We start from the raw sequence: 22,575 nt of genomic DNA on the forward strand, positions 1-22,575 counted from the left end.
GAGGGTGGGCAGTGTGGCCCGACACGACCGGCTGCGTGCCGAGCCGGGGGGTGAGGTGGGCATGAGCCTGTCGCTGCGCTTCGCCGCCGGTTCGCACAAGGGCATGATCCGCGAGGGCAACGAGGACTCCGGATACGCCGGCCCCCGGCTGCTCGCCATCGCGGACGGCATGGGCGGCGCCGCCGCCGGCGAGGTCGCCTCCTCCGAGGCGATCTCCACGATCGTCGCGCTCGACGAGGACATCCCCGGCTCCGACGTCCTCACCAGCCTCGGCACCGCCGTCCAGCGCGCCAACGACCAGCTGCGCTCGCTGGTCGAGGAGGACCCCCAGCTCGAAGGCATGGGGACGACGCTGACGGCCCTGCTGTGGACCGGCCAGCGCCTCGGCCTCGTCCACGTCGGCGACTCCCGCGCCTACCTCCTGCGCGACGGCGTCCTCACCCAGATCACCCAGGACCACACCTGGGTCCAGCGGCTGGTGGACGAGGGCCGGATCACCGAGGAGGAGGCGACGACGCACCCGCAGCGCTCGCTGCTGATGCGCGCCCTCGGCAGCGCCGAGCACGTCGAACCCGACCTGTCGATCCGCGAGGTCAGGGCGGGCGACCGGTATCTGATCTGTTCCGACGGCCTCTCCGGCGTCGTCTCGCACCAGACCCTCGAAGAGACCCTGGCCAGCTACCAGGGGCCGCAGGAGACGGTGCAGAACCTCATCGAGTTCGCGCTGCGCGGCGGCGGGCCCGACAACATCACCGTCATCGTCGCGGACGTCCTCGACCTCGACACCGGCGACACCCTCTCCGGGCAGCTGTACGACAGCCCGGTGGTGGTCGGCGCGGTCGCCGAGAACCAGCTCCAGCTGCACGACAACGGGATCATGCAGACCCCGGCGGGCCGTGCCGCGAGCCTCGGGCGCCACCGGGCGCCGGGCGGCGGCGAGTTCGGGCCCCCCGGATCGGGGGACGTGACCGGTTTCATCCCGGCGGGCGGCTTCGGGGACTACTCCGAGGACGACTTCGTCAAACCCCGCAAGAACCGCAAGTGGCTCAAGGTCACCCTCTACAGCGCCCTCGCCCTCGCCGTCGTCGGCGGCGGTCTGTACGGGGGCTGGCGGTGGACGCAGACGCAGTACTACGTCGGCGCCAAGGGCGAACACCTCGCGCTGTACCGGGGGATCAGCCAGGACCTCGCCTGGGTCTCGCTCTCGAAGGTCGAGAAGGACCACCCCGAGATCGAACTCAAGTACCTGCCGCAGTACCAGCAGAAGCAGGTCGAGGAGACCATCCCGGCGTCCAGCCTGAAGAGCGCGCAGAAGAAACTCGACGACCTGTCCGTGCAGGCGTCCGCGTGCAAGAAGCAGGCGCAGCAGGGGAGTTCGGGAACCGGATCGTCCTCGTCCGCGTCCAAGCCGTCGCCGAGCCCGTCGGCTTCGGCCCCGGCCTCGGCGGGCACCGGTACGGGTTCGGCGAGCCAGAGCCCGTCCCCGTCGGCCACTCCGGCGGCCAGCCCCAGCCCCGGGCCCAGTCTCTCGCAGGAGGAGGAGCGGGTCGTCTCGCTGTGCGGCAAGCAGTAGCGAGCCGTGAGGCACGCAGCCGGCAAGCCGTGAGAGGCCCCGTCACACGATGAGCAGTACAACCAACACACCGGCGCACCACACGTCCACGATCGGTGCCATCGGCGCGCCGAGCAGACGCAACACCGAGCTGGGACTGCTGGTGTTCGCCGTCCTGATCCCGGTGTTCGCCTACGCCAACGTGGGCCTCGCCATCAACGAGCAGGTCCCCGCGGGGCTGCTCGCCTACGGCCTGGGGCTCGGTCTGCTGGCCGGCATCGCCCATCTCGTCGTCCGCAAGTTCGCGCCCTACGCGGACCCGCTGCTGCTGCCGCTGGCGACGCTGCTCAACGGGCTCGGGCTGGTCGCCATCTGGCGGCTGGACCAGTCGAAGTACCTCCAGGCGGCCGAGCAGGCGGGCACCGCCTCGCCCAGGCAGCTCCTCTACACGGCGCTGGGCATCGCCTTCTTCATCGTGGTGCTGATCTTCCTCAAGGACCACCGGGTCCTCCAGCGCTACACGTACATCTCCATGGTCGGCGCGATCGTGCTCCTGCTGCTGCCGCTGGTCCCCGGACTCGGGCGGAACATCTACGGCGCGAAGATCTGGATCTCGGTCGCCGGGTTCTCCATCCAGCCCGGTGAGTTCGCGAAGATCGTGCTGGCGATCTTCTTCGCCGGGTACCTGATGGTGAAGCGGGACGCGCTGGCCCTCGCCAGCCGCCGCTTCCTCGGTCTCTACCTGCCGCGCGGGCGCGACCTCGGGCCGATCCTCGTCGTCTGGTTCCTGTCGATCCTGATCCTGGTCTTCGAGACCGACCTCGGGACCTCGCTGCTGTTCTTCGGCATGTTCGTGATCATGCTGTACGTGGCGACCGAGCGGACGAGCTGGATCGTCTTCGGTCTGCTGATGTCGGCGGTCGGCGCGGTCGGCGTCGCGAGCTTCGAGACGCACGTCCAGCAGCGCGTCGAGGCGTGGCAGAACCCGATGGGCGAGTACAAGCTCTCCCAGCAGGGCGTCATCGGCCACTCCGAGCAGGCCATGCAGGCGCTGTGGGCGTTCGGCTCCGGCGGCACCCTCGGCACCGGCTGGGGGCAGGGCCACTCCGAGCTGATCAAGTTCGCCGCCAACTCCGACTTCATCCTCGCCACCTTCGGTGAGGAGCTGGGCCTGGCCGGCCTGATGGCACTGCTGCTGCTCTACGGGCTGATCGTCGAGCGCGGTATCCGTACCGCCCTCGCCGCCCGTGACCCGTTCGGCAAGCTGCTCGCCATCGGCCTGTCCGGCGCGTTCGCCCTCCAGGTGTTCGTCGTCGCCGGCGGTGTCATGGGCCTGATCCCGCTGACCGGTATGACGATGCCGTTCCTGGCGTTCGGCGGTTCCTCCGTCATCGCGAACTGGGCGCTCATCGGCATCCTCATCCGCATCAGCGACACGGCCCGCCGACCGGCCCCGGCCCCCGCCTCGAACCCCGACGCCGAGATGACCCAGGTGGTCCGCCCCTCATGAACAAGCCCCTGCGCCGCGTCGCGATCTTCTGCGGTCTGCTGATCCTGGCCCTGCTGGTGCGGGGCAACTGGCTGCAGTACGTCAAGGCGAACGAGCTGGCCACCGACGACAAGAACCGGCGAGTGCCGATCACCCGGTACTCCATCCCGCGCGGCGACATCATCGTCGACGGCAAGGCCATCACCGGGTCCGTGGAGACCAAGGGCGACTACAAGTACAAGCGGACCTGGAAGGACGGCCCGATGTGGGCGCCGGTCACCGGGTTCTCGTCGCAGGCGTTCGGCTCCAACTTCCTGGAGAACCTGGAGGACGGGATCCTCTCCGGCACCGACGACCGGCTCTTCTTCCGCAACACCCTCGACATGCTCACCGGCAAGCAGCGCGAGGGCGGCAGCGTCGTCACCACGCTGAGCGCCGCCGCGCAGAAGGCCGCGTACGACGGGCTCAAGGGCAAGAAGGGCGCCGCCGCCGCGATCGACCCGACCACCGGCAAGATCCTGGCGCTGGTGTCGACGCCCTCGTACGACCCGTCGAAGTTCGCCGGGCAGTCCAAGGCCGACGGCGCGGCGTGGAACGCCGTCCAGAAGAAGAACGACGCCGACGACCCGATGCTGAACCGGGCGCTGCGCGAGACCTACCCGCCGGGGTCGACGTTCAAGGTCGTCACCGCCGCGGCGGCGCTGGAGAACGACGTGGTCTCCGGGATCGACGACAAGACCGACACCCCGGACCCCTACCGGCTGCCGCAGTCCTCGACCGACCTCGGCAACGAGCACGGCGACTGCGAGAACGCGACCCTGCGGTACGCGCTCGAAGTGTCCTGCAACACCGTCTTCGCGAAGATGTCCGACAACGTCGGCAACGAGAAGATGATCGACCAGGCGACGAAGTTCGGCTTCAACGAGAAGGCGCTGGACACCCCGGTGCGCGCCGCCGAGTCCGTCTACCCCGAGGACAACCGGCCGCAGAACGCCCTCGACGGCATCGGGCAGGGCTCCAACCGGGCCACCCCGCTCCAGATGGCGATGGTCGCCGCGGCCGTCGCCAACGACGGCAAGCTGATGAAGCCGTACATGGTGGACTCCCTCAAGACGCCCAGCCTCGACACCCTGGAGACCACCGAGCCCAAGGTGCTCTCCCAGGCGGTCTCCTCCGCCACCGCGCAGAAGCTCCAGGAGATGATGGAGACGGTCGTCGAGACCGGTACGGGCAAGCGGGCCCAGATCCCCGGGATCAAGGTCGGCGGCAAGACCGGTACCGCGCAGCACGGCCTCAACAACAGCGAGAAGCCGTACGCCTGGTTCATCTCCTACGCCAAGCTGGCCGACGGTTCCTCGCCGGTGGCCGTGGCCGTGGTCGTCGAGGACGGTGCCGCCGTCCGCGAGGACATCTCCGGCGGCGGGCTCGCGGCGCCGGTCGCCAAGGCCGTCATGGAAGCAGTCATCGGCAACAAGAAGTGACCCCGCTCACGTAGCCGTCGTATCGGTGCACGTTGCGATACCGGTCCTGTATCGAGTAACAGGCTTGGCCAGGTCACACAGAGCGATCCGGGTAGCGTATGCCCGGACGGCAGCCTCGGGCCTGAGGACCGAGACCGACGGAGAGGGCTGGTAGTAGCTATGGAAGAGCCGCGTCGCCTCGGCGGCCGGTACGAGCTGGGCCAGGTGCTCGGCCGTGGTGGCATGGCGGAGGTCTACCTCGCGCATGACACCCGCCTGGGACGCACCGTGGCGGTGAAGACGCTGCGCGCGGACCTCGCGCGCGACCCTTCCTTCCAGGCCAGGTTCCGCCGGGAGGCCCAGTCGGCCGCCTCGCTCAACCATCCCGCGATCGTGGCGGTCTACGACACGGGTGAGGACTACATCGACGGGGTCTCGATCCCGTACATCGTCATGGAGTACGTGGACGGCTCCACCCTCCGCGAACTCCTGCACTCCGGGCGCAAGCTGCTGCCCGAGCGGTCCATGGAGATGACCGTCGGCATCCTCCAGGGCCTGGAGTACGCGCACCGCAGCGGGATCGTCCACCGCGACATCAAGCCGGCGAACGTCATGCTGACGCGTACCGGCCAGGTCAAGGTCATGGACTTCGGCATCGCCCGCGCGATGGGCGACTCCGGGATGACGATGACGCAGACCTCCGCGGTGATCGGGACCGCGCAGTACCTCTCGCCGGAGCAGGCGAAGGGGGAGCAGGTCGACGCGCGCTCCGACCTGTACTCGACGGGGTGCCTGCTGTATGAGCTGCTGACCGTCCGTCCTCCGTTCGTCGGGGACTCCCCCGTCGCCGTCGCCTACCAGCACGTCCGCGAGGAGCCGCAGCCGCCGTCCGTCTTCGATCCGGAGATCACTCCGGAGATGGACGCGATCGTCCTCAAGGCGCTCGTCAAGGACCCCAACTACCGTTACCAGTCGGCCGATCAGATGCGCGCCGACATCGAGGCGTGCCTCGACGGGCAGCCCGTCCAGGCGACCGCCGCGTTCGGCTCCGTCGGGTACGGCTACGGCGACGACCAGGCGACGACCGCGCTGCGGTCCGACGCGGGCGCCACCACCATGCTTCCGCCGATGTCCCCCGACGACGGCGGCTTCGGCTACGACGACCGGCCCGCTCGGCGGCGTCAGCAGAAGAAGTCGAACACGTCGACGATCGTGCTGGCGCTGGCGGCGGTGCTGGTGCTGATCGGGGCCGTGCTGATCGGGTGGTACGTCACGAACGGGGACGGGGGCGTCGGCAACAACACGACCACCGTGCCGTCCTTCGTCGACCAGACCGAGCCGCAGGCGAAACAGACCGCCGTCAACGGTGATCTCCAGATCGCGGTCGAGAAGAAGACCTGCGAGAACACCGAGACCGGGAAGGTCTGTTCGCAGGATCCCGTGGCGGGCACGAGCGTCGACAAGAACACGACGGTCAAGCTGGTCGTGTCGACGGGGGCGCCGAAGGTGGCGGTGCCGAACGTGATCGACAAGGACATCGACGAGGCGACGAAGATCCTGGAGGACAAGGGCTTCCAGGTCAAGACCACCCAGTCGGAGTCCTCCCAGGCCCCCGGCACGGTCCTCAGCCAGACCCCCGATCCCGGCAACGAGCAGGAGAAGGGCTCGACGGTGACCCTTGAGGTCGCCAAGGCCGCCGAGAAGGAGACCGTTCCGGACGTCACCGGGCTCAGCTGTGACGACGCCAAGCGGCGGATCGAGCAGAACAACCTGACGGCCGGGAACTGCTCCGACGTCCAGGTGCAGGACCAGAACCAGAACGGCAAGGTCGTCTCCACCAACCCGGCCATCGGGCAGCAGGTGGACAAGGACACGACCATCAACATCCAGGTCGGCCGCGCTCAGATCCAGGTCCCGTCCAACCTCACCACCCTCTCCCTCAAGGACGCCAAGCAGGCGCTCTCCGACCTCGGGCTCCAGGTCAACGTCGCCGGCTCCCAGAACGACGACGCCCGCGTCATCAACTCCGACCCGGCTCCCGGCAGCACGGTCCAGCCCGGCCAGACCGTCAACCTCATCGCCATCGACGGCAACAACAACGGCGGTAACAACAACGGCGGCGGCGGCTTCTTCGGCGGCCTCGACGGCGCGGGCTTCCGCACGGACGACTGACGCCCGGTAACGCCCCGAGCCCCGGTCCCCTCCAAGGGGGCCGGGGCTCTTCCGTTCCCGCCACGCCGCCGCTCTTCACACGTTCGTATGTCGATCGTGTCTTCGGATCAGCTCACTCGTTTGCAGGGCATGATCAACGAAACCGTGCTGCTGGAATCCAGGTCGCTGCGCGAGAGCGTGGCCGAGCGGACGGAGGTGCTGGACCGGGTCAGGGTGCTGTCGATGCTGCCGGATGGTGTGCATGTGACGACGGCGATGGTGGCGGAGTACTTCGGGGTGGGGACAGAGGCCATCAAGTCGCTCGTCAAGGACCACCGAACCGAGTTGGAGGCCAGCGGCTACCGCGTCTTGACAGGTACATCACTGAGGTCCTTCAAGGACCTCACCGGGGTTCAGCCGTCCACAAGTTCCCTCGCCCTCTACCCCCGCCGAGCCGTCCTCAACGTCGCCATGCTGCTCCGCGACAGCGAAACCGCACGTCAGGTGCGTGTGTACCTGCTCGACATGGAGTACATGGTCCGCTCGCAGCCTGTGGATAACTCTGTCCACAGGCTCTCGGAGTCCATCCACGAGCTTGTGGATGAGCGCATCGTCCACATCCTCGGCAAGACCGTCGTCCCCATGTTCAACGCGCTCATCGAGACGTCAGGAGAGCACCGCAAGGAGTTGGTGTCGCTGCGGACGGATGTGCAGGCCGTCGAGAGGAGGCTTCGGCAGCACAGGGCGAGGCTGCGGCGGATGCTGAGCGCGGTGTGAGCGACAGAGTTGCTTCAAGTAACTCAGTCAGCCGAGTTATCCACAGGGCGCAGGGACTGAGCTCCTTCAAGGAGCTCAGTCAGCTCAACTCCTTCGGCGGTGTCCGTTCCGAGTCCACCTTCTCCGTGCGGACCAACTCCCCCCACACCACGTACCGGTACCGGCTCGTATACACCGGCGTGCACGTCGTCAGCGTGATGTAGTGGCCCGCTTTCTCCGTGCCGGATTCCTTGGGGATCTGGGAGAGGACCTTGACGTTGTACTTCGAGGTCTCGGGGAGGACGGAGTAGACCTTGTAGATGTACCAGGTGTCGCGGGTCTCGAAGACGATCGGGTCGCCGTCCTTGAGTTTGTCGATGTTGTGGAACTTGGCGCCGTGCCCGTCGCGGTGGGCGGCGAGGGTGAAGTTGCCCTGTTTGCCGGAGGTGGGGAGGGTCGCCTGGACGGGGTCGGTGTAGTAGCCGGCGACGCCTTCGTTGAGGACGTCGGAGGAGGTGCCCTTCTCGACCAGGACCTCGCCGTTCTTCATGGCGGGGACGTGGAGGAAGCCGATGCCGTCCTTGGTGTCGAGGGCGCCGGGCCCGGCCGGCTTGGACCAGTTGTCGCGGACCTTGTCGGACTGTTTCGCGGCCTCGCGGTCGGCGATGACGTTGGTCCACCAGAGGGAGTAGGCGACGAAGAGCCCGAGGATCAGACCGGCGGTGATGAGGAGTTCGCCGAGGACGCTCACGGCGGTGGCGAGGCGCCCGCCCCCGCGGCGGGGCTCGGCGGCACCGGTGTGCCGGTTCGTGGTCCCGTCGGTCGTCGCTGTCACGTGTCTTCGCCCCTACTCGACGAGCGCATCCGGCTTCCCCTTGCTGCGCGGCCGTTCCTCGACCATCTTGCCCCAGACGATCAATCTGTACTTGCTGGTGAACTCGGGGGTGCAGGTCGTGAGGGTGATGTAGCGGCCGGGCGCGGTGAAGCCGGAACCGGGCGGGATCGGGTCGAGAACGCTGGTATTGCTGGGCGAGGTGACCGGCAGCATGGAGGCCATCTTGTAGACGAAGTACTCGTCCTGGGTCTCTACGACGATCGCGTCACCGGGCTGCAAACGGTTGATGTAGCGGAACGGTTCGCCGTGGGTGTTGCGGTGTCCGGCGATCCCGAAGTTCCCGGTCTTCGCGTCGGGCATGGGGGTGGCGAGGGCGCCTTCGCCGTAGTGCCCGACCATGCCCTTGTCGAGGACCTTCTTGTTGCTGACGCCTTCGGCGATGGGGACGACGACGTCGAGCTTGGGGATGTGCAGGAGCGCGAACCCCTGCCCGGCGGAGAACGTGCCGGCGGCCCGCTTGCCGCTGGCCCAGTCCTTCTGGAGCTGGTTGGCCTCGCTGCCGGCCTGCGCGTGGGCGCGGACGTTGGTCCACCAGAGCTGGTAGCCGACGAAGAGGAGCATGAGGACGCCGGTGGTGATGAACACCTCGCCGAGCGCCCGGCTGGCGACGACGGCGGCGCCGGGCTTGCGCGCCTTGGCCTGGCGCCGGGCCTCGACGCGGGACAGCGGCCGGTCGCCGTGCAGGGGGCGGGATTCGGCCGCCGGTGTGGCGACGACGCGCCCGCGACGGCCCTTGGCGGCCTTCCTGCGGGCCGCGCGCCCGCCGAGGGGGGCGGGAGAGCCGGGCCCGGCGGCTGTGCCCGCAGAGGCGGATATGGGGTCACCGCCCTGGGGCGGCTCCGGTATCCGCAGGGCCATGGTCTCCTCGTCGGCGGGCGCGTCGTAGCGCTCGCCGCCGTGGAGAAGCCCCTCGCGCTCCGGGCGCAGCGCGGTCACGCGGTGGCCCTGCCCACGACCGGCGCGAGCCCGGCCGATCTGGCGACCGCGCCGTGGTCGCCGCACTCGGTCAGCCAGTTGGCGAGCATCCGGTGGCCGTGCTCGGTGAGGACGGACTCGGGGTGGAACTGGACGCCCTCGACGGCCAGTTCCCGGTGGCGCAGGCCCATGATGATGCCGTCCTCGGTGCGCGCGGTGACCTCCAGCTCGGCCGGGACGGTCTGCGGCATCGCCGCGAGGGAGTGGTAGCGCGTCGCCGTGAACGGGGAGGGCAGGCCCGCGAAGACGCCCTTGCCCTCGTGTGCGACGAGGGAGGTCTTGCCGTGCAGCAGCTCGGGCGCGCGGTCGACGACGCCGCCGTACGCGACCTGCATCGACTGCATGCCGAGGCACACCCCGAAGACGGGGACGCGGGTGGCGGCGCAGTGCCGGACCATCTCGACGCAGACGCCGGCCTCTTCGGGCGTCCCCGGCCCCGGCGACAGCAGCACGCCGTCGAAACCGTCCTGGGCGTGGGCCGTGGAGACCTCGTCGTTGCGCAGGACCTCGCACTCGGCGCCCAGCTGGTACAGGTACTGGACGAGGTTGAAGACGAAGCTGTCGTAGTTGTCGACGACGAGAATGCGCGCGCTCACTGGTTGTCCACCGTCACATCGTTGAAGGGAAGCAGCGGTTCGGCCCACGGGAAGACGTACTGGAACAGGACGTAGACGACAGCGAGGACCAGCACGATCGAGATCAGTGCCTTGAGCCACGCGTTGCCTGGCAGATGCCGCCAGATCCAGCCGTACATGCCGTCCCTTCCGTCGTACCACGGCACCAGACTCACGCCGTACCGCACCAGACTAACGGCGCAGCGCCGGGGGTCTGCCTTCGTCCACAGGTGACGTCGAATCCAGGTGCGCCCAGACGACGAGCCGGTGGCTGTGGCCCCACTCCGGATCGCACGTGGTCAACGTGAGGTACCGGCCCGGTGCCGTGTACCCCGACTTACGTGGCACAGGGTCGATCACCTCAATGTCCGTGGGGACGGTTTTGTAGGGCCCTTTGTCGATCCGATACGTGAACCAGGTGGTCCCGTCGCTGACCACGACGGCGTCGCCCCGGCGCAGCTCGGGGAAGTCCTTGAAGGGGTCGCCGTAGGTGCGGCGGTGCCCGGCGACGGCGAAGTTGCCGGTGCCGCCGAGGGGGGCGGTGTTCGTGTAGTGGCCGAGGCCCTTCTTGAGGGTGCCGGTGTCGGTGCCCTGGAGGACCGGCTTGTTCCACGTGAAACCAAGACGCGGGATGTGCATGACGGAGAAGGGCTGCCCCTCCTCGTAGGTCTTCGCTTTCGGTGCGACCGGTTGAGGCTTCCGCCAGCGGCTTTCGAGTCGCTGGACCTGCTCCGTCATGTCCCGGTCGGCCTGCACGCCGGTCCAGTACAGGGCGTAGACGACGAAGAGGACGATCACCGCGCCGACGGTGATGCACAGCTCGCTGACGGTCCTGACGATCCCCCGTAAGGACACGGGACCCCCTGGTTGCTCCGCTTACTCCACGGGCTCGGCGTAGTGCAGGTCCACTGTGCCCGAGTAGCCGGGCAGCGTCACCGTGCCGTCGTCGGTGACTTTCCAGCCGAGGCCGTAGACGTCGACGTACACCATGTAGTTCTGGATCGCCTTGGACGCGGCGAGGGCGTCCTTGAGCTTCTTGGGGTCGCCGACGGCCTGGATCTTGTAGGGGGGCGAGTAGACGCGGCCCTGGAGGATCAGGGTGTTGCCGACGCAGCGGACGGCGCTGGTGGAGATGAGGCGCTGGTCCATGACCTTGATGCCCTGGGCGCCGCCCTGCCAGAGCGCGTTGACGACGGCCTGGAGGTCCTGCTGGTGGATGACCAGGTAGTCGGGCTGGGGCTCGGGGTAGCCGGGGAGCTTGGCGGTGGCGTTCGGCGGGGCGTCGTCGAGGGTGACGGTGAGGGCCTTGCCCTTGATCTCCTGGGTGCCGGCGCTGTGCTCCAGGGCGGCGAGTTTCCGGTCCTCGGTGGTGGTGCGGCCGGCGTCCGCCCCGGCCAGTTCCTCGACCTGGCTGCGCAGGGAGGCGTTGGACTCGTCCAGCTCGCCGTTCTTGCGGCTGCGCTCCTGGATGAGGTCGGAGAGCTTGAGCAGGGAGGCGTCCGTACGGATGTCGGTGCCCTTGGCGGTGTCGAAGCTGGTGAAGAAGATGAGACCCGCGAGAGCGAAGACGCCGACGGTCAGGACGCGCATCGGGCGGACACGAACCGGACGACCGGGTGCGGAACCCGTTGAACCGTTACCGGGGGAGTCGGCAGAATTGCTCAACGTACCGTTATCTCCTTCGGCGCCGTGGAAGCACTACGCTAACCGACGCCCGGGGGAGCGCTCAGTGTCCCCTTGTCAGCAGGAGAGACCCTCGTGCCGAAGTCACGCATCCGTAAGAAGGCCGACTACACGCCGCCGACGGCGAAGCAGGCGACCGCGATCAAGCTGAACAGCCGTGGCTGGGTGGCACCGGTCATGCTTGCGCTGTTCCTGATCGGGCTGGCCTGGATCGTCCTCTTCTACGTGACCGACGGGGATCTTCCCCTCGACGCGTTGGGCAACTGGAACATCGTGGTCGGGTTCGGTTTCATCGCCGCGGGGTTCGGCGTCTCGACGCAGTGGAAGTGACCTCGGGCCGGTAGCCGCCGGGAGTTATCCACAGGCCAGGGCTCGTTGTCCACACGGTGGGGAAAAAGAACGACGATCTGTGGATAACTCCCAGGACGTTGACGCCGGTACGACGAACCCACAACCCGTCGAAAACTCGTACGCCCCCTGCCTGACCTGCGTAAACGCCGGTCCGGGACAGGGGGCGAACCCGTTCTTCCACAGGGTGCGCGCAGAGCGCTACAGCCTGTGGACAACTCTGTGCTCAGGTGAGCTGAGACGTCCTCAAGAGGGTCACGATCACGACCGCGGCGAGCACGAGTGCACAGGTGCCGTACTGGATCAGCGTCCGCTTCTCGCGGGGCGCGTAGACCATCCCGGCCCCGATCACGACCCCGGCGACGAGCCCGCCGACATGGGCCTGCCAGGCGATGCCGCTCCAGCCGAAGGTGAAGATGAGGTTGATCACCAGCAGGGCGATGATCGGGCGCATGTCCTGACGCAGCCGACGCATCAGTATGGCGGTGGCCCCGAAGAGGCCGAAGATGGCACCAGAGGCGCCGAGTGTCCCCTGGTAGGGCGACGCGAGCAGGTAGGTCAGCGCGCTTCCGGCGAGGCCCGAGATCAGGTACAGCGCCAGGTAGCGGGCCCGGCCCAGGACGGTTTCCAGGGGGCCGCCCAGCCACCACAGGCTGAGCATGTTGAAGAGGATGTGCCAGATCTCCTGGTGCAGGAACATCGACGTGAACAGGCGGTACCACTCGCCCGTCGCAACGCCCTCCGTGGCCTGGAACGGCGCCGGAGGCCACTCACCGACGAGCACCAGACTGTCGACGAGCGAGGAGCGGGCCTGCACGGCGATGAACAACAGCACGTTGATGCCGAGCAGCACCTTCGTCACCAGCCGTGGGTCCGCCGCGACCGTGCCACCGGCGATCGTGCGGGGCTGGTTCGCCGTCGGCGCGTGGCCCGTCCCCGAACCGTTGCGCACGCACTCCGGGCACTGGAATCCCACGGACGCGCTGACCATGCACTCCGGGCAGATCGGCCGCTCGCAGCGCGTACAGCGGACGCCGGTCTCGCGGTCGGGGTGGCGATAACAGCCGGTCAGCCCGGAAGCCTCCGCCTGCCCACCGTGCGCCTGGTCCACTGGATCCCCTTCACGTAGCTCCCGAACAGGGTCGTACACAACACGCTGCCCCGCTCTTCACTACGGACGAGCGGGGCATTTGGTTCCCGGAGAAGCGGTCAGCGCTTCTCGACGACGACGCTCTCGATGACGACGTCGTTGACCGGGCGGTCGTTGCGGGAGGTGTCGACCTTGGAGATCGCGTCGACGACCTCGGAGCCCTTGGTGACCTCGCCGAAAATGGTGTGGCGGTTGTTGAGGTGCGGGGTGGGGCCGACGGTGATGAAGAACTGGGAGCCGTTGGTGCCGGGGCCCGCGTTGGCCATGGCGAGCAGGAACGGCTTGTTGAACTTCAGCTCGGGGTGGAACTCGTCCTTGAAGCGGTAGCCGGGGCCGCCGGTGCCGTTGCCCAGCGGGTCACCGCCCTGGATCATGAAGCCCTCGATGACCCGGTGGAAGACGGTGCCGGCGTACAGGCTGCCCTCGCCCGGCTTGCCGGTCTTGGGGTCCGTCCACTTCTTCTCACCCGTGGCGAGCCCGACGAAGTTCTCCACCGTCTCCGGCGCGTGGTTCGGGAAGAGTTCGATCTCGATGTCGCCGTGGTTGGTCTTCAGGGTGGCGTAGAGCTTCTCGGCCACTGGGGCGCCTTTCATTCGACTGCCTTGTTAACCCCACGATCCTCGCATGGATCCCCACCCGTATGCCTGCCACCGCATGCCTTGTTCTCCCGGAGCAGGCATGATCCGCAAATGGGTGGAAAGTCGATAGAACGTACCGCCACCGAGGAGGAGGAACCCGTGACCCGCATCGACAGCGTGCGTGCCGCGACCGGCTCGGCGAAGGACAGCGTGCTGCACGCCGCGGAAGTGGTGGCGCCCTACGCCGACACGGCGAGGGAGAAGGCCGCGCACTACGCGCAGGAGGCCCGGGTACGGCTCGCGCCCAAGGTGTCCCAGGCCGCCGAGCAGGCCCGTGTGCAGTACGACGCCCATCTCGCGCCGAGGCTGGAGCAGGCCAGGAACCATGTCCCGCCGAAGGTCGACTACGCGGCCCACGAGGCGGCGCTGCGCACGCGGATCGCCGCGCGCCAGGCCGCCGAGTACTCGCGTCCGCGCATCGAGCAGGCGGTCGCCGCCGCCGGTCCCGTGCGTGAGGAGGCCGCCGCCCGTGGCGCCGCCGCGCTCGCGGCCCTGCGCGGACAGGTGACCGCCGAGCAGATCGAACGCCTCGTCCGCGCGAACCGCCGCCGTGCGCGGGCCGGCCGCGCGATGCGCGGTCTCGTCGTCCTCGGCGTCGTCGCCGGGGGCGTCTACGCGGTCTGGCGCTGGTGGGACCAGCAGGCCAACCCCGACTGGCTGGTCGAACCCCCGGCCGCCACCGAGGTGCCCGCCTCGGGCGGGCTCCACTCCGTGGACGGCACCGGTCTCGACCCGGAGGTCCAGGCCAAGGAGGCCGAGGAGGAGGCCGCGCGGGGCGAGAAACACGGCTGAAGTGAGCCATAGTGCATGGTGGTGGGGCCGGGGAGATCAACTCCCCGGCCCCATCGGCATGTTTCACGTGAAACAGGAACACCGAGGGGCGGCGGGGAGAGCGAGGGGGCGGGACCGTGGAGGAGCATCGACGGCCGGTGTCGTGGGGCGAGGCGGCGCTGACGACCCTGAGCGGGCTGGTGGTGCTCGGACTCACCTGGGGCGTGCTGACGCTGCTCGACGAGGAGACGCTGCCGGTTGCGATGCCCGCGGTGGGTCTGCTGACCCACTGGTTCATGCGGGAGCACCGGTTCTGGGGAGCCGGAGCGGCGGCGACGGTGGTCGGGGCGGTCACGGTGTTCGCGCTCCTCGACCCTCTGCGCGGCTCGCTCGACAAGCTCGCCGCCGACTCGGTCGCCTGTGCGTCGGGCCTGGTCAGCGCCATGATCGTGTTCGCGTTCTGCGCGCGTGGCCATCGGCGTGAACCGGCCCTTCCGGGCTGAACTTGCCGTGCGGCTAGGAGAGATGCGGTAAAGTTCTTTACCGAATACTTATGATCGCCGGCGGAGAGGGGGGCGTTTCCATGGACCGGGGCATTCGTGCCGTGCGTGTCGACAACGCCGCCCGCGACGGCGTTCCTGATACCGGCCGCAGCCTCTAGCGCTGCCCTCGCCCGGGTGGCCGCAGTGCGTCACGCCTGCCGCCCCGGGCCCGCCGGACAACTCACCCGCATACCTTCACGTACGACGCGCGCGACCGCCTCCACGGCGGCCTCGCGTCGGCACAGACGCCCGCGACCTGAACCGAATCGACGGAGGTCAGACGCCCGTGCACGACACGACAGCGATGCTCATCGAACTCGGGGCGATCATCCTCGCCCTGGGGCTGCTCGGCCGGCTGGCCGGGCGGATCGGGTTCTCGCCGATCCCCCTCTATCTGCTCGCCGGACTCGCGTTCGGCCAGGGCGGGCTGCTGCCGCTGGAGGCGAGCGAGGACTTCGTCTCGACCGGCGCCGAGATCGGCGTCATCCTGCTGCTGCTCATGCTGGGGCTGGAGTACAGCGCGTCCGACCTGGTCACCACGCTCAGGACGCAGTACCCGTCCGGCGCGGTCGACTTCGTGCTGAACGCGACACCGGGCGCCGTGATGGCGCTGCTGCTCGGGTGGGGGCCGGTGGCCGCCGTCGCGCTCGCGGGGGTCACCTGGATCTCGTCGTCCGGGGTGATAGCGAAGGTCCTCGGGGAGCTGCGGCGGCTCGGGAACCGGGAGACGCCGGTGGTGCTCGGGGTGCTGGTCCTCGAAGACCTCGCGATGGCCGTCTACCTGCCGATCCTCACGGCCGTCCTCGCGGGGGTGAGTCTCGCGGGCGGCGCGCTGACGCTGCTGATCTCGCTGGGGACGGTCGGGGCGGTGCTGTACGTCGCGCTGCGGCACGGGCGGCTCGTCAGCCGCGCGGTCGCCTCCGACAACGCCGAGCTGCTGCTGCTCGTCGTCCTCGGGCTGACGCTGCTGGTCGCCGGGATCGCGCAGGAGTTGCAGGTGTCGGCGGCGGTGGGGGCGTTCCTGGTGGGCATCGCGCTGTCCGGTGAGGTCGCCGAAGGGGCGGGCAACCTCCTCACGCCGCTACGGGACCTCTTCGCCGCCGTCTTCTTCGTCTTCTTCGGCCTGCACACCGATCCCGCCGCGATCCCGCCGGTCCTCCTGCCCGCCCTGGCGCTCGCCGTGGTCACGACGGCCACGAAGATCGCCACCGGCTACTGGGCCGCCCGCCGCGCGGCCATCTCCGTCCCCGGTCGCTGGCGGGCCGGTGGAGTCCTCGTCGCGCGCGGCGAGTTCTCCATCGTCATCGCCGGCCTCGCGGTCGGAGTCGAACCCCGCATCGGCCCCCTGGCCACCGCCTACGTCCTCATCCTCGTCGTCCTCGGCCCCCTGACGGCCCGCTGGACCGAACCCCTGGCCCGGCGCTTCACGCGGACGGCGAGCGCGGAGAACGCCCGGCGCAGGGAGGCGGCCCATGCGAGCGGCTGAGGGAGCACCGGGCACGGCGGGGGCGCCGGGGGCCGGGACGGCGCGGGGCAGGGGTGTGCGGCAGGCCGGGGGCGGGGGGCTGGCTCGGCGGAGTGCGCAGGGTGCGCGGGGTGTGGAGCAGGGGGAGAAGCGCCGGGGTGACGGGGGGTCGGCGGAGGTCGGGGCGTATGCCGGCGCCGCCGGGCGGGTCCCGTCTCGGGCGGACGTGCGACGGTCGCCGCATCCGAAGCGGAGCGTCGTGCGTCGTACGGAGGGGACGGCGAGTCGGGAGGGGGGAGCGGTGGTGGGAGGTGGGGGGGTCGTCGAGGGGTTCGCGGAGATCCTGGCCGATGCCGCGGTGACCGGACGGCGGCTCACGCGGGGGGAGTTGGAGTCGCGGCGGGAGTTGGGGGCGCGGGCCGCCGAGGCGGGGCTGGCCTGGCGTCCCCTGGTGCGGGCGTACGTGGCGGCCGGGCGGGCCGAGCGGCCCGCCGGGGCCGGGCTCGACGACGTGCTCGGGGTGCTGGAGCAGGCGCTGGACGCGTTCGCGGACGGGTACGAGCGGGCGCAGCGGCTGGTCGTGCGCAAAGAGGAGGCCGCGCGGCGGGAGTTCATCGACGACCTGCTCGCGGGACACGGCGACCCGGGCCAACTGGCCGCGCGTTCCGAGCGGTTCGGGCTGCGGCTGTCGCGCGCGCACGCCGTGGCCGTCGCTACGGGGCCCGAGGCGTACGACGAACTCGACGCCGTGCCACGGCAGTTGGCCGCCGAGCTGTTCTCGCGGTTCGAGCACCGGCGGATCCTGTTCACCACCAAGGACGGGCGGATGGTGTGCGTCGCGCCGGGCGACCAGGAGGACGTCCTCGTCCACTTCGCGAAGCTGGTCCACGCGGTGACCGCGGGCGCGGGGCAGGTGGCCGTGGGGCGGACGCGGACCGGCGCGGTGGGGATCGGGCACTCGTACGGGGAAGCGCTCAACGCCCTTGACGTGGCAGGGCGGATGGGGTTCGACGATCCGCTGCTGCGCGCCGCCGATCTGCTCGTCTTCCCCGTGCTGGCCCGCGACCGGCAGGCCCTCGTGGACCTCGTCCACCACACGCTGGCCCCGCTGGAACAGGCGCGCGGCGGGGCCCGGCCGCTCCTCGACACGCTCACGGCGTACTTCGACACAGGCTGCGTCGCCGCCGCCGCGGCCCGCGAACTCTCGCTCAGTGTCCGGGCGTTGACCTACCGTCTGGAGCGCATCCACACCCTCACCGGCGTCGACCCCGCCGACCCCGCGCACCGGTACGCCCTCCAGACCGCCGTCATCGGGGCGCGGTTGCTCAACTGGCCGTCCAGGGCGCTGGACTGACATACGGATGGGAGAATTCCGGGGTTCCCGCGCGGCGCAGGGCGAGGCGGAGAGGGAGTGGTCGGCATGATCGAGTGGAGTGAGTTCGGCTCGGGCGCGCGGCCGGTGCCCCAGCCGGTGGCGACGCCGCTGGTGTGGGCGGGCGCGTTCGCCGGGGCGCTGCTCCTGGTCGCCGTCCTCAACACGACCGTCGGCACGGACCGTCCGCTGCTCGCGCTCGCCGCGCTGTCGTTCCTCGCCGCCGTCCTCGGGCTGTGCGCCCGCTTCACCGCCGCGCCGGGGACGGCCGCCTTGTGCTGGTTCTTCCTCAACGGCTTCGCGATCCCGCCGGCCGGGACGCTGACGTGGACCGTGTCGCGGGACGTGCTGTGGCTGGCGTGTCTGCTGGGGGCGGCGGTGTCGGGGACGGCGCTGGCGCGGGTGGTGGACGCGCGGGCGGCGTACCGGCGGGTGTCGGGGGGCTGGGAGGAGTGAGGGGGCGGGGAGAGGTGAGGGGGCGGGAAGGGGTGAGCAGACGGGGTGCAGCGAGCGGCGGGGCTCGCGGGGCCGGTCCGGGTGGGCCGTTCGTATGAGCCGGGTTCACGGCGCTGATGTGCCTCGCCTCGACGGTGTCCGTGCCCGACTTCGCCGCGCACCCGCCGTGGCGGGACACCGATGTGAGCCGGTGAGCCGGTGAGGCCGTCCGCCGATCGGGGGTAAAGCGGTGACACGCGGCGTGTGCGGGGCGGCGGGGTGGGACTCATGGCGTATTGGGCCGGGAGTTCCAGGAGGCGGCGATGGCGCACGGCAGAGGGTGGATGTCCGGGGCGGTGGGGCTGTTGTGCGTGGCGGTCCTCCCGGTGGCTCCGGCCATGGCCGCGCCCGCGCCCTGCACCTCCGGGACCGGGCCCTATCAACGGCAGCTCGAACAGCATCTGCGGCTGCCGGTGGACGGGCGGCAGTCGGTACGGGACTGTCTGGCCATCCGGGGGTTCCAGGGGCGGAACGGGGTGAAGCCCGCCGACGGGTACGCGGGGCTGGCCACCTACCGGATGATGCTGGTCGCGGAGGCCGCGCGGAACCCCAACGCCGGGAAGAAGTGCCCCGTGCGGTCCTATCGGGTGGCGTGTGTGGATCTGACGCGGCAGCTGATGTGGGTGCAGAAGGGGAAGCGGGTCGTCTACCAGCCGGTTCCGGTGCGCAGCGGGCGGGACGGGTACGAGACCCGGACGGGGTGGCACCGGGTCTACTGGCGGGACCGGGACCACTATTCGAGCCTCTACGACGGGGCCCCCATGCCGTACTCCCAGTTCTTCGACGGGGGCCAGGCGTTCCACGGCACGTACGGGAATCTCTTCGCCGGCGGGTCCCACGGGTGTGTGAACCTCCGGCTCGCCGACGCCCGGCGGCTGTGGAGCGCGCTCAAGCTGGACGACGCCGTCTTCGTGTACGGCGTCAAGCCCGGGACCGCGCGGAACATGCCCCACGTCACGCCGCCGCCGGTCGGGGATCCGCCGGACGTCCGTGAGGTCGGGCCGCCGCCCAATCCCGACCCCGAGTCCTGAATGCGGACGCGGGCGGGGGCGCGGGCGGGGGTGTGGGGGCGCGCCGGGGCGCGGACGCGAGTGCGGGTGCGGGCACAGGCGCGGGTGCGGACGCGGGTGTGGTGCGGGTCGGTACTGGGCGCGTGCCTGCTGCTGGTGACGTCGACGGCGGCGCCCGGTGCCGTCGCCGCGCCGGCCGTGAGCTGTACGTCCGGGCAGAAGGGGCTCGCCTCGGCGTTACGGACCGGGATCGGGCGGGCGGTCGCCGGGCGGCGGGGGACCGTCGCCGTCGTCCTCCACGACCGTCCGTCCCGTACGCGGTGTGCGCTGCGCGGTACGTACGCCTTCGACTCCGCGAGCGTGGTGAAGGTCGCCGTCCTCGGGGCTCTGCTGTGGGACGCGCAGCGGGCGGGGCGGGGGCTGACCAAACGGGAACGGACGCTGGCGTCCTCCATGATCACCCGGTCCGGGAACACCGCCACCAACACCCTGTGGAATCAGCTCGGGGCGAGCAAGGTGCGGCGGTTCCTCGACGCCGCGCGCATGACCCGGACCTCGCTGAACCCCTACGGGTACTGGGGGCTCACCCAGCTCAACGCGCGCGACCAGCAACGGCTGATGGATCTGCTGCTCGCCCCGAACAAGGTGCTGCGCGCCGCCCCGCGGGCCTATGTGCTGGAGCTGATGGGGAAGGTGGTCGAGTCCCAGCGGTGGGGGACGCCGGCCGGGGCGCCGGAATCCGTGCGGGTGTACGTGAAGAACGGGTGGCTTCCCCGGGCCAGTCACGGGTGGCGGGTGCACAGCACCGGGGCGTTCGTCGGGGGCGGGAAGTCCTACACCATCACCGTTCTCAGCCACGGGAACGGGAGCATGAAGTACGGGGTGACGACCGTTCAGCGCGTCGCCAAGGCGATACACGGGGTCCTCGGCGTCACGAAGTGACCGTGCTCCTGATCAACTGACGGTGCGACTCCTGCAACGCCTCCGGCAACTCATCCGGACGGAACCACCGCGCCTCCAGGATCTCGAACGGGTCGATCTTCAAAGTCCCTCCCGCATACCGAGCCTCGTAGGCGACTTCCGCCCGAAATCGGTAACCACTGCTCAACCTCACCAGCCTCCCCGGGACCACATCCAGCCCCGTCTCCTCCTTCACCTCCCTCACCACCGTCTGCTCGAACTCCTCCCCCTTCGCCGCGAAGCCCGTCGGCAGGCCCCACGGGTGCCTCTTCGACCACAACCTGTGCTTCAGCAACAACACCTCCCCCTCCTCGTTCCGCACCACCCCCGTCACGCCGACCACGAACTTCGCGTGCGCGAGCCAGAGGATGCGCCACTGAAGCGAACCTCGAAGCAAATGCCACAACCGGGGGATCAGGTGTTTCACGGGGGCCCTTCGGGGGGGTGCTGTTCGGGGTGAGCACCAACTCTCTCAGCCGACGGGGAGTTTGGCGTCCAGAGGGGTCCGGGGGCCGATCCACCACACAACACCGGACGCGCTACGAGCGCCCGCCCCCAAGCGCTTACGACGTTCCGCCCCCGCGCGGGGACGGGGGACCGTAGGGTCGGCTTCGGGGGGGGTTCCGACCCCAGAGATGGCCAAAATGTCCGTTTCCTCGAAAGTAATGAAACTCAGCCCGCAAACCGAATAACGCCGCAGGTCACGGACGGTGGTCCCCGCGCACGCGGGGGTGTTCCCCGGTACCGGCCGGTGCGCCACCCCTGCGGGTTGTGGTCCCCGCGCACGCGGGGGTGTTCCCGATGAGGAGGGTCCCGGAGTAGCCGAGCGCGAGTGGTCCCCGCGCACGCGGGGGTGTTCCCCAGCACGCAAGGCGGGGCCCGTGACCGTGTGTGTGGTCCCCGCGCACGCGGGGGTGTTCCCCCCCTCGACGCTCCCGCCCGTCCGGCCGGGGTGTGGTCCCCGCGCACGCGGGGGTGTTCCCGGCTACGAGCGAATCCTCGCGGGGCTATCCCCGTGGTCCCCGCGCACGCGGGGGTGTTCCCTACCAGGCGACGCCGGGCTGTTCGCACTGCCCGTGGTCCCCGCGCACGCGGGGGTGTTCCCTCCCGCTTCGGCGGGGCCGGGTGGTCGCCGTCGTGGTCCCCGCGCACGCGGGGGTGTTCCCCCTCCCATCCGGCGGGCGAGTTCCGGCCTGTAGTGGTCCCCGCGCACGCGGGGATGCCCCCTGGGCGCCGCGCGGTCCGGCGACGCCGAGGTCAGGGGGTCAAGGACAAGGCGTACTCCGGCCACCACACGCCCGCTGGGGGCCCGCCTCGGCAGGTGCCGTCGGATTCGCCGGGGCGTTTGATCCAGAGGTGGGCGTCGAGGGAGGGGGTGTTGGTGTGGAGGGTGGGGGGTGGGCCGAGGGTGCGGGATGGGGGGTTGCACCAGGGGTCGGGGCCTGTGTAGGGGCCGTTGCCGTTGCGGCTGGTGTCGAAGACGAAGTGGGGGGTGTGGCCGGTGGCTTGGGCTAGGCGGCGTGCGTAGGTGAGGAGCGTGGGGGTGGTGTGGAAGTTGGAGACGTTCAAGGAGAAACCGTCGGCTCGGGGGAGGCCCGCCTTGTTCAACGCCCTTGCCAGCCACGGGAGGTCGCTGATCCAGCCCGGGTGACCGGCGTCCACGTAGACGCGGACGTTCTTGTGCGCCTTCAGCCGATCGACCGCGTACGCCAGCAGGCCCAGGCGTTCCTTGAGCCCGGCGTTCGCGCAGCCCGCGAGGGCCTGGGGGACGGCGTCCGGTTCGAGGATCACCCAGGCCGAACGGTCGCCCAAGCCCTCCGCGAAGGAGTCGACGTACGCCCGGTACTCGCGTGAGCTGTCCGCGCCCCCGGCGGAGAAGGCTCCGCAGTCCCGGTGGGGGATGTGGTACGCGACGAGAACCGGCGTACGCCCCACGACAGTTGCCGCGGTCGTCAGCCGACGCACCTCGGGCCCGGGGTTCGCCCCCGTCAACCACGTCGCCTGCGGTTCACGAGCGATGCGCTCGATACGAGCCGCGTCCGCGAACCGCCCGGCGTCACGGTACGCGGCGACTTGCCGGGCCGCGGGGGTGTCGGGATCCGTCCACAACTCCGTGGAGCTGGGGGCCTGTTCGGGGGACGCGACCCCCGCAATGGTGGCCGCAGCGTCCGGGACGATGGCTGCGGCATCCGGGGCGGCAGCCGCGTCCGGGACGATAGCTGCGGCATCCGGGGCGGTGGTTGCGGCGT

At 70.0% G+C, this 22,575-nt stretch carries 23 protein-coding genes and 1 CRISPR repeat array; of the genes, 13 read left to right on the forward strand and 10 right to left on the reverse strand.

The features are described from left to right. The first annotated feature begins 13 nt into the window (after positions 1–13). From IAG44_RS19945 to IAG44_RS19965, 5 genes are all read left to right on the forward strand, one after another. The gene (locus IAG44_RS19945) at positions 14–1,573 is read left to right on the forward strand and encodes a Stp1/IreP family PP2C-type Ser/Thr phosphatase (protein ID WP_187748447.1); all 1,560 of its coding nucleotides are present in this window, start codon (positions 14–16) and stop codon (positions 1,571–1,573) included. Positions 1,574–1,622: 49 nt separating this feature from the next. After that, on the forward strand, positions 1,623–3,062 hold the full coding sequence (locus IAG44_RS19950; RefSeq protein ID WP_187748448.1) for an FtsW/RodA/SpoVE family cell cycle protein: 1,440 nt from the start codon (positions 1,623–1,625) through the stop codon (positions 3,060–3,062). Next, a complete protein-coding gene (locus IAG44_RS19955; protein WP_187748449.1) occupies positions 3,059–4,522 on the forward strand; it encodes a penicillin-binding transpeptidase domain-containing protein in 1,464 nt (487 codons plus the stop codon). The genes IAG44_RS19950 and IAG44_RS19955 overlap by 4 nt, the downstream gene beginning before the upstream one ends. Positions 4,523–4,681: 159 nt before the next feature. Then, positions 4,682–6,673, forward strand: coding sequence for a Stk1 family PASTA domain-containing Ser/Thr kinase (gene pknB / locus IAG44_RS19960; RefSeq protein ID WP_187748450.1), 1,992 nt, complete (start codon positions 4,682–4,684; stop codon positions 6,671–6,673). A gap of 129 nt (positions 6,674–6,802) precedes the next feature. After that, on the forward strand, positions 6,803–7,429 hold the full coding sequence (locus IAG44_RS19965) for a restriction endonuclease (RefSeq protein WP_246561910.1): 627 nt from the start codon (positions 6,803–6,805) through the stop codon (positions 7,427–7,429). A gap of 79 nt (positions 7,430–7,508) precedes the next feature. Here the strand turns inward: IAG44_RS19965 and IAG44_RS19970 are convergent, their stop codons facing one another. Genes IAG44_RS19970 through IAG44_RS19995 form a run of 6 tightly spaced genes read right to left on the reverse strand, consistent with a single transcriptional unit; the run spans position 7,509 to position 11,557 of the window. Further along, positions 7,509–8,243 carry a class E sortase gene (locus IAG44_RS19970; RefSeq protein ID WP_187748452.1) on the reverse strand — a complete coding sequence of 245 codons (735 nt, stop codon included), beginning with the start codon at positions 8,241–8,243 and terminating at the stop codon, positions 7,509–7,511. A 12-nt stretch (positions 8,244–8,255) separates the two neighbouring features. Further along, positions 8,256–9,239: a class E sortase gene (locus IAG44_RS19975; RefSeq protein ID WP_187748453.1), complete on the reverse strand. Its 984-nt coding sequence runs from the start codon at positions 9,237–9,239 to the stop codon at positions 8,256–8,258. After that, a complete protein-coding gene (locus IAG44_RS19980) occupies positions 9,236–9,874 on the reverse strand; it encodes an aminodeoxychorismate/anthranilate synthase component II (protein WP_187748454.1) in 639 nt (212 codons plus the stop codon). The genes IAG44_RS19975 and IAG44_RS19980 overlap by 4 nt, the downstream gene beginning before the upstream one ends. Further along, positions 9,871–10,068 carry a hypothetical protein gene (locus IAG44_RS19985; protein WP_187753147.1) on the reverse strand — a complete coding sequence of 66 codons (198 nt, stop codon included), beginning with the start codon at positions 10,066–10,068 and terminating at the stop codon, positions 9,871–9,873. The genes IAG44_RS19980 and IAG44_RS19985 overlap by 4 nt, the downstream gene beginning before the upstream one ends. Positions 10,069–10,084: 16 nt before the next feature. Beyond that, the gene (locus tag IAG44_RS19990) at positions 10,085–10,747 is read right to left on the reverse strand and encodes a class E sortase (RefSeq protein ID WP_187748455.1); all 663 of its coding nucleotides are present in this window, start codon (positions 10,745–10,747) and stop codon (positions 10,085–10,087) included. Between the two features lie 21 nt (positions 10,748–10,768). Further along, positions 10,769–11,557, reverse strand: a complete 789-nt coding sequence (locus IAG44_RS19995; protein WP_187748456.1) for a DUF881 domain-containing protein — start codon at positions 11,555–11,557, stop codon at positions 10,769–10,771. 93 nt (positions 11,558–11,650) lie between these two features. Here IAG44_RS19995 and crgA point away from each other — a divergent pair, with 93 nt between their 5' ends. Continuing rightward, positions 11,651–11,905 carry a cell division protein CrgA gene (crgA, locus tag IAG44_RS20000; RefSeq protein ID WP_187748457.1) on the forward strand — a complete coding sequence of 85 codons (255 nt, stop codon included), beginning with the start codon at positions 11,651–11,653 and terminating at the stop codon, positions 11,903–11,905. A gap of 244 nt (positions 11,906–12,149) precedes the next feature. On the opposite strand, the gene IAG44_RS20005 is transcribed toward crgA, so the two are convergent. Both IAG44_RS20005 and IAG44_RS20010 read right to left on the reverse strand, forming a co-directional pair. After that, complete coding sequence (locus IAG44_RS20005) at positions 12,150–13,034, reverse strand: rhomboid family intramembrane serine protease (protein WP_187748458.1); 885 nt, start codon at positions 13,032–13,034, stop codon at positions 12,150–12,152. 98 nt (positions 13,035–13,132) lie between these two features. Continuing rightward, complete coding sequence (locus IAG44_RS20010) at positions 13,133–13,651, reverse strand: peptidylprolyl isomerase (protein WP_281404295.1); 519 nt, start codon at positions 13,649–13,651, stop codon at positions 13,133–13,135. Positions 13,652–13,810: 159 nt separating this feature from the next. Here IAG44_RS20010 and IAG44_RS20015 point away from each other — a divergent pair, with 159 nt between their 5' ends. The 7 genes from IAG44_RS20015 (at position 13,811) to IAG44_RS20045 (ending at position 20,308) form a co-directional block, all read left to right on the forward strand. Beyond that, complete coding sequence (locus tag IAG44_RS20015; protein ID WP_187748460.1) at positions 13,811–14,503, forward strand: DUF5324 family protein; 693 nt, start codon at positions 13,811–13,813, stop codon at positions 14,501–14,503. Between the two features lie 116 nt (positions 14,504–14,619). Next, the gene (locus IAG44_RS20020) at positions 14,620–14,985 is read left to right on the forward strand and encodes a hypothetical protein (protein ID WP_187748461.1); all 366 of its coding nucleotides are present in this window, start codon (positions 14,620–14,622) and stop codon (positions 14,983–14,985) included. A gap of 325 nt (positions 14,986–15,310) precedes the next feature. After that, positions 15,311–16,510 carry a cation:proton antiporter gene (locus tag IAG44_RS20025; RefSeq protein WP_187748462.1) on the forward strand — a complete coding sequence of 400 codons (1,200 nt, stop codon included), beginning with the start codon at positions 15,311–15,313 and terminating at the stop codon, positions 16,508–16,510. A gap of 283 nt (positions 16,511–16,793) precedes the next feature. Beyond that, positions 16,794–17,843, forward strand: coding sequence for a PucR family transcriptional regulator (locus IAG44_RS20030; RefSeq protein WP_425508459.1), 1,050 nt, complete (start codon positions 16,794–16,796; stop codon positions 17,841–17,843). Between the two features lie 66 nt (positions 17,844–17,909). Continuing rightward, on the forward strand, positions 17,910–18,317 hold the full coding sequence (locus IAG44_RS20035; RefSeq protein WP_187748464.1) for a hypothetical protein: 408 nt from the start codon (positions 17,910–17,912) through the stop codon (positions 18,315–18,317). Positions 18,318–18,619: 302 nt separating this feature from the next. Next, positions 18,620–19,387 (forward strand): L,D-transpeptidase family protein, encoded by a 768-nt coding sequence (locus IAG44_RS20040; RefSeq protein ID WP_246561913.1) that lies wholly within the window; start codon positions 18,620–18,622, stop codon positions 19,385–19,387. Further along, positions 19,388–20,308, forward strand: a complete 921-nt coding sequence (locus tag IAG44_RS20045; protein ID WP_187748465.1) for a serine hydrolase — start codon at positions 19,388–19,390, stop codon at positions 20,306–20,308. It begins immediately after the preceding gene. On the opposite strand, the gene IAG44_RS20050 is transcribed toward IAG44_RS20045, so the two are convergent. Both IAG44_RS20050 and IAG44_RS20055 read right to left on the reverse strand, forming a co-directional pair. Then, positions 20,298–20,753 carry an NUDIX domain-containing protein gene (locus IAG44_RS20050; protein WP_187748466.1) on the reverse strand — a complete coding sequence of 152 codons (456 nt, stop codon included), beginning with the start codon at positions 20,751–20,753 and terminating at the stop codon, positions 20,298–20,300. The two genes, IAG44_RS20045 and IAG44_RS20050, sit on opposite strands and share 11 nt — an antisense overlap. Positions 20,754–21,036: 283 nt before the next feature. Next, a CRISPR array of direct repeats spans positions 21,037–21,553; the repeat unit is 29 nt; unit sequence GTGGTCCCCGCGCACGCGGGGGTGTTCCC. A gap of 30 nt (positions 21,554–21,583) precedes the next feature. Next, complete coding sequence (locus tag IAG44_RS20055) at positions 21,584–22,435, reverse strand: glycoside hydrolase family 6 protein (protein WP_246561915.1); 852 nt, start codon at positions 22,433–22,435, stop codon at positions 21,584–21,586. Positions 22,436–22,575 lie beyond the last annotated feature (140 nt).

Origin of the sequence: Streptomyces roseirectus (assembly GCF_014489635.1) — a bacterium.
In the GTDB taxonomy this organism is placed as follows: domain Bacteria; phylum Actinomycetota; class Actinomycetes; order Streptomycetales; family Streptomycetaceae; genus Streptomyces; species Streptomyces roseirectus.

Bases quoted from the DNA above. Each gene is read 5' to 3' on its own strand.
- IAG44_RS19950 (WP_187748448.1), top strand. From the start codon at position 1,623: ATGAGCAGTACAACCAACACACCGGCGCACCACACGTCCACGATCGGT.
- IAG44_RS19955 (WP_187748449.1), top strand. From the start codon at position 3,059: ATGAACAAGCCCCTGCGCCGCGTCGCGATCTTCTGCGGTCTGCTGATC.
- pknB (WP_187748450.1), top strand. From the start codon at position 4,682: ATGGAAGAGCCGCGTCGCCTCGGCGGCCGGTACGAGCTGGGCCAGGTG.
- IAG44_RS19965 (WP_246561910.1), top strand. From the start codon at position 6,803: ATGATCAACGAAACCGTGCTGCTGGAATCCAGGTCGCTGCGCGAGAGC.
- IAG44_RS20035 (WP_187748464.1), top strand. From the start codon at position 17,910: ATGATCGAGTGGAGTGAGTTCGGCTCGGGCGCGCGGCCGGTGCCCCAG.
- IAG44_RS20040 (WP_246561913.1), top strand. From the start codon at position 18,620: ATGGCGCACGGCAGAGGGTGGATGTCCGGGGCGGTGGGGCTGTTGTGC.
- IAG44_RS20045 (WP_187748465.1), top strand. From the start codon at position 19,388: ATGCGGACGCGGGCGGGGGCGCGGGCGGGGGTGTGGGGGCGCGCCGGG.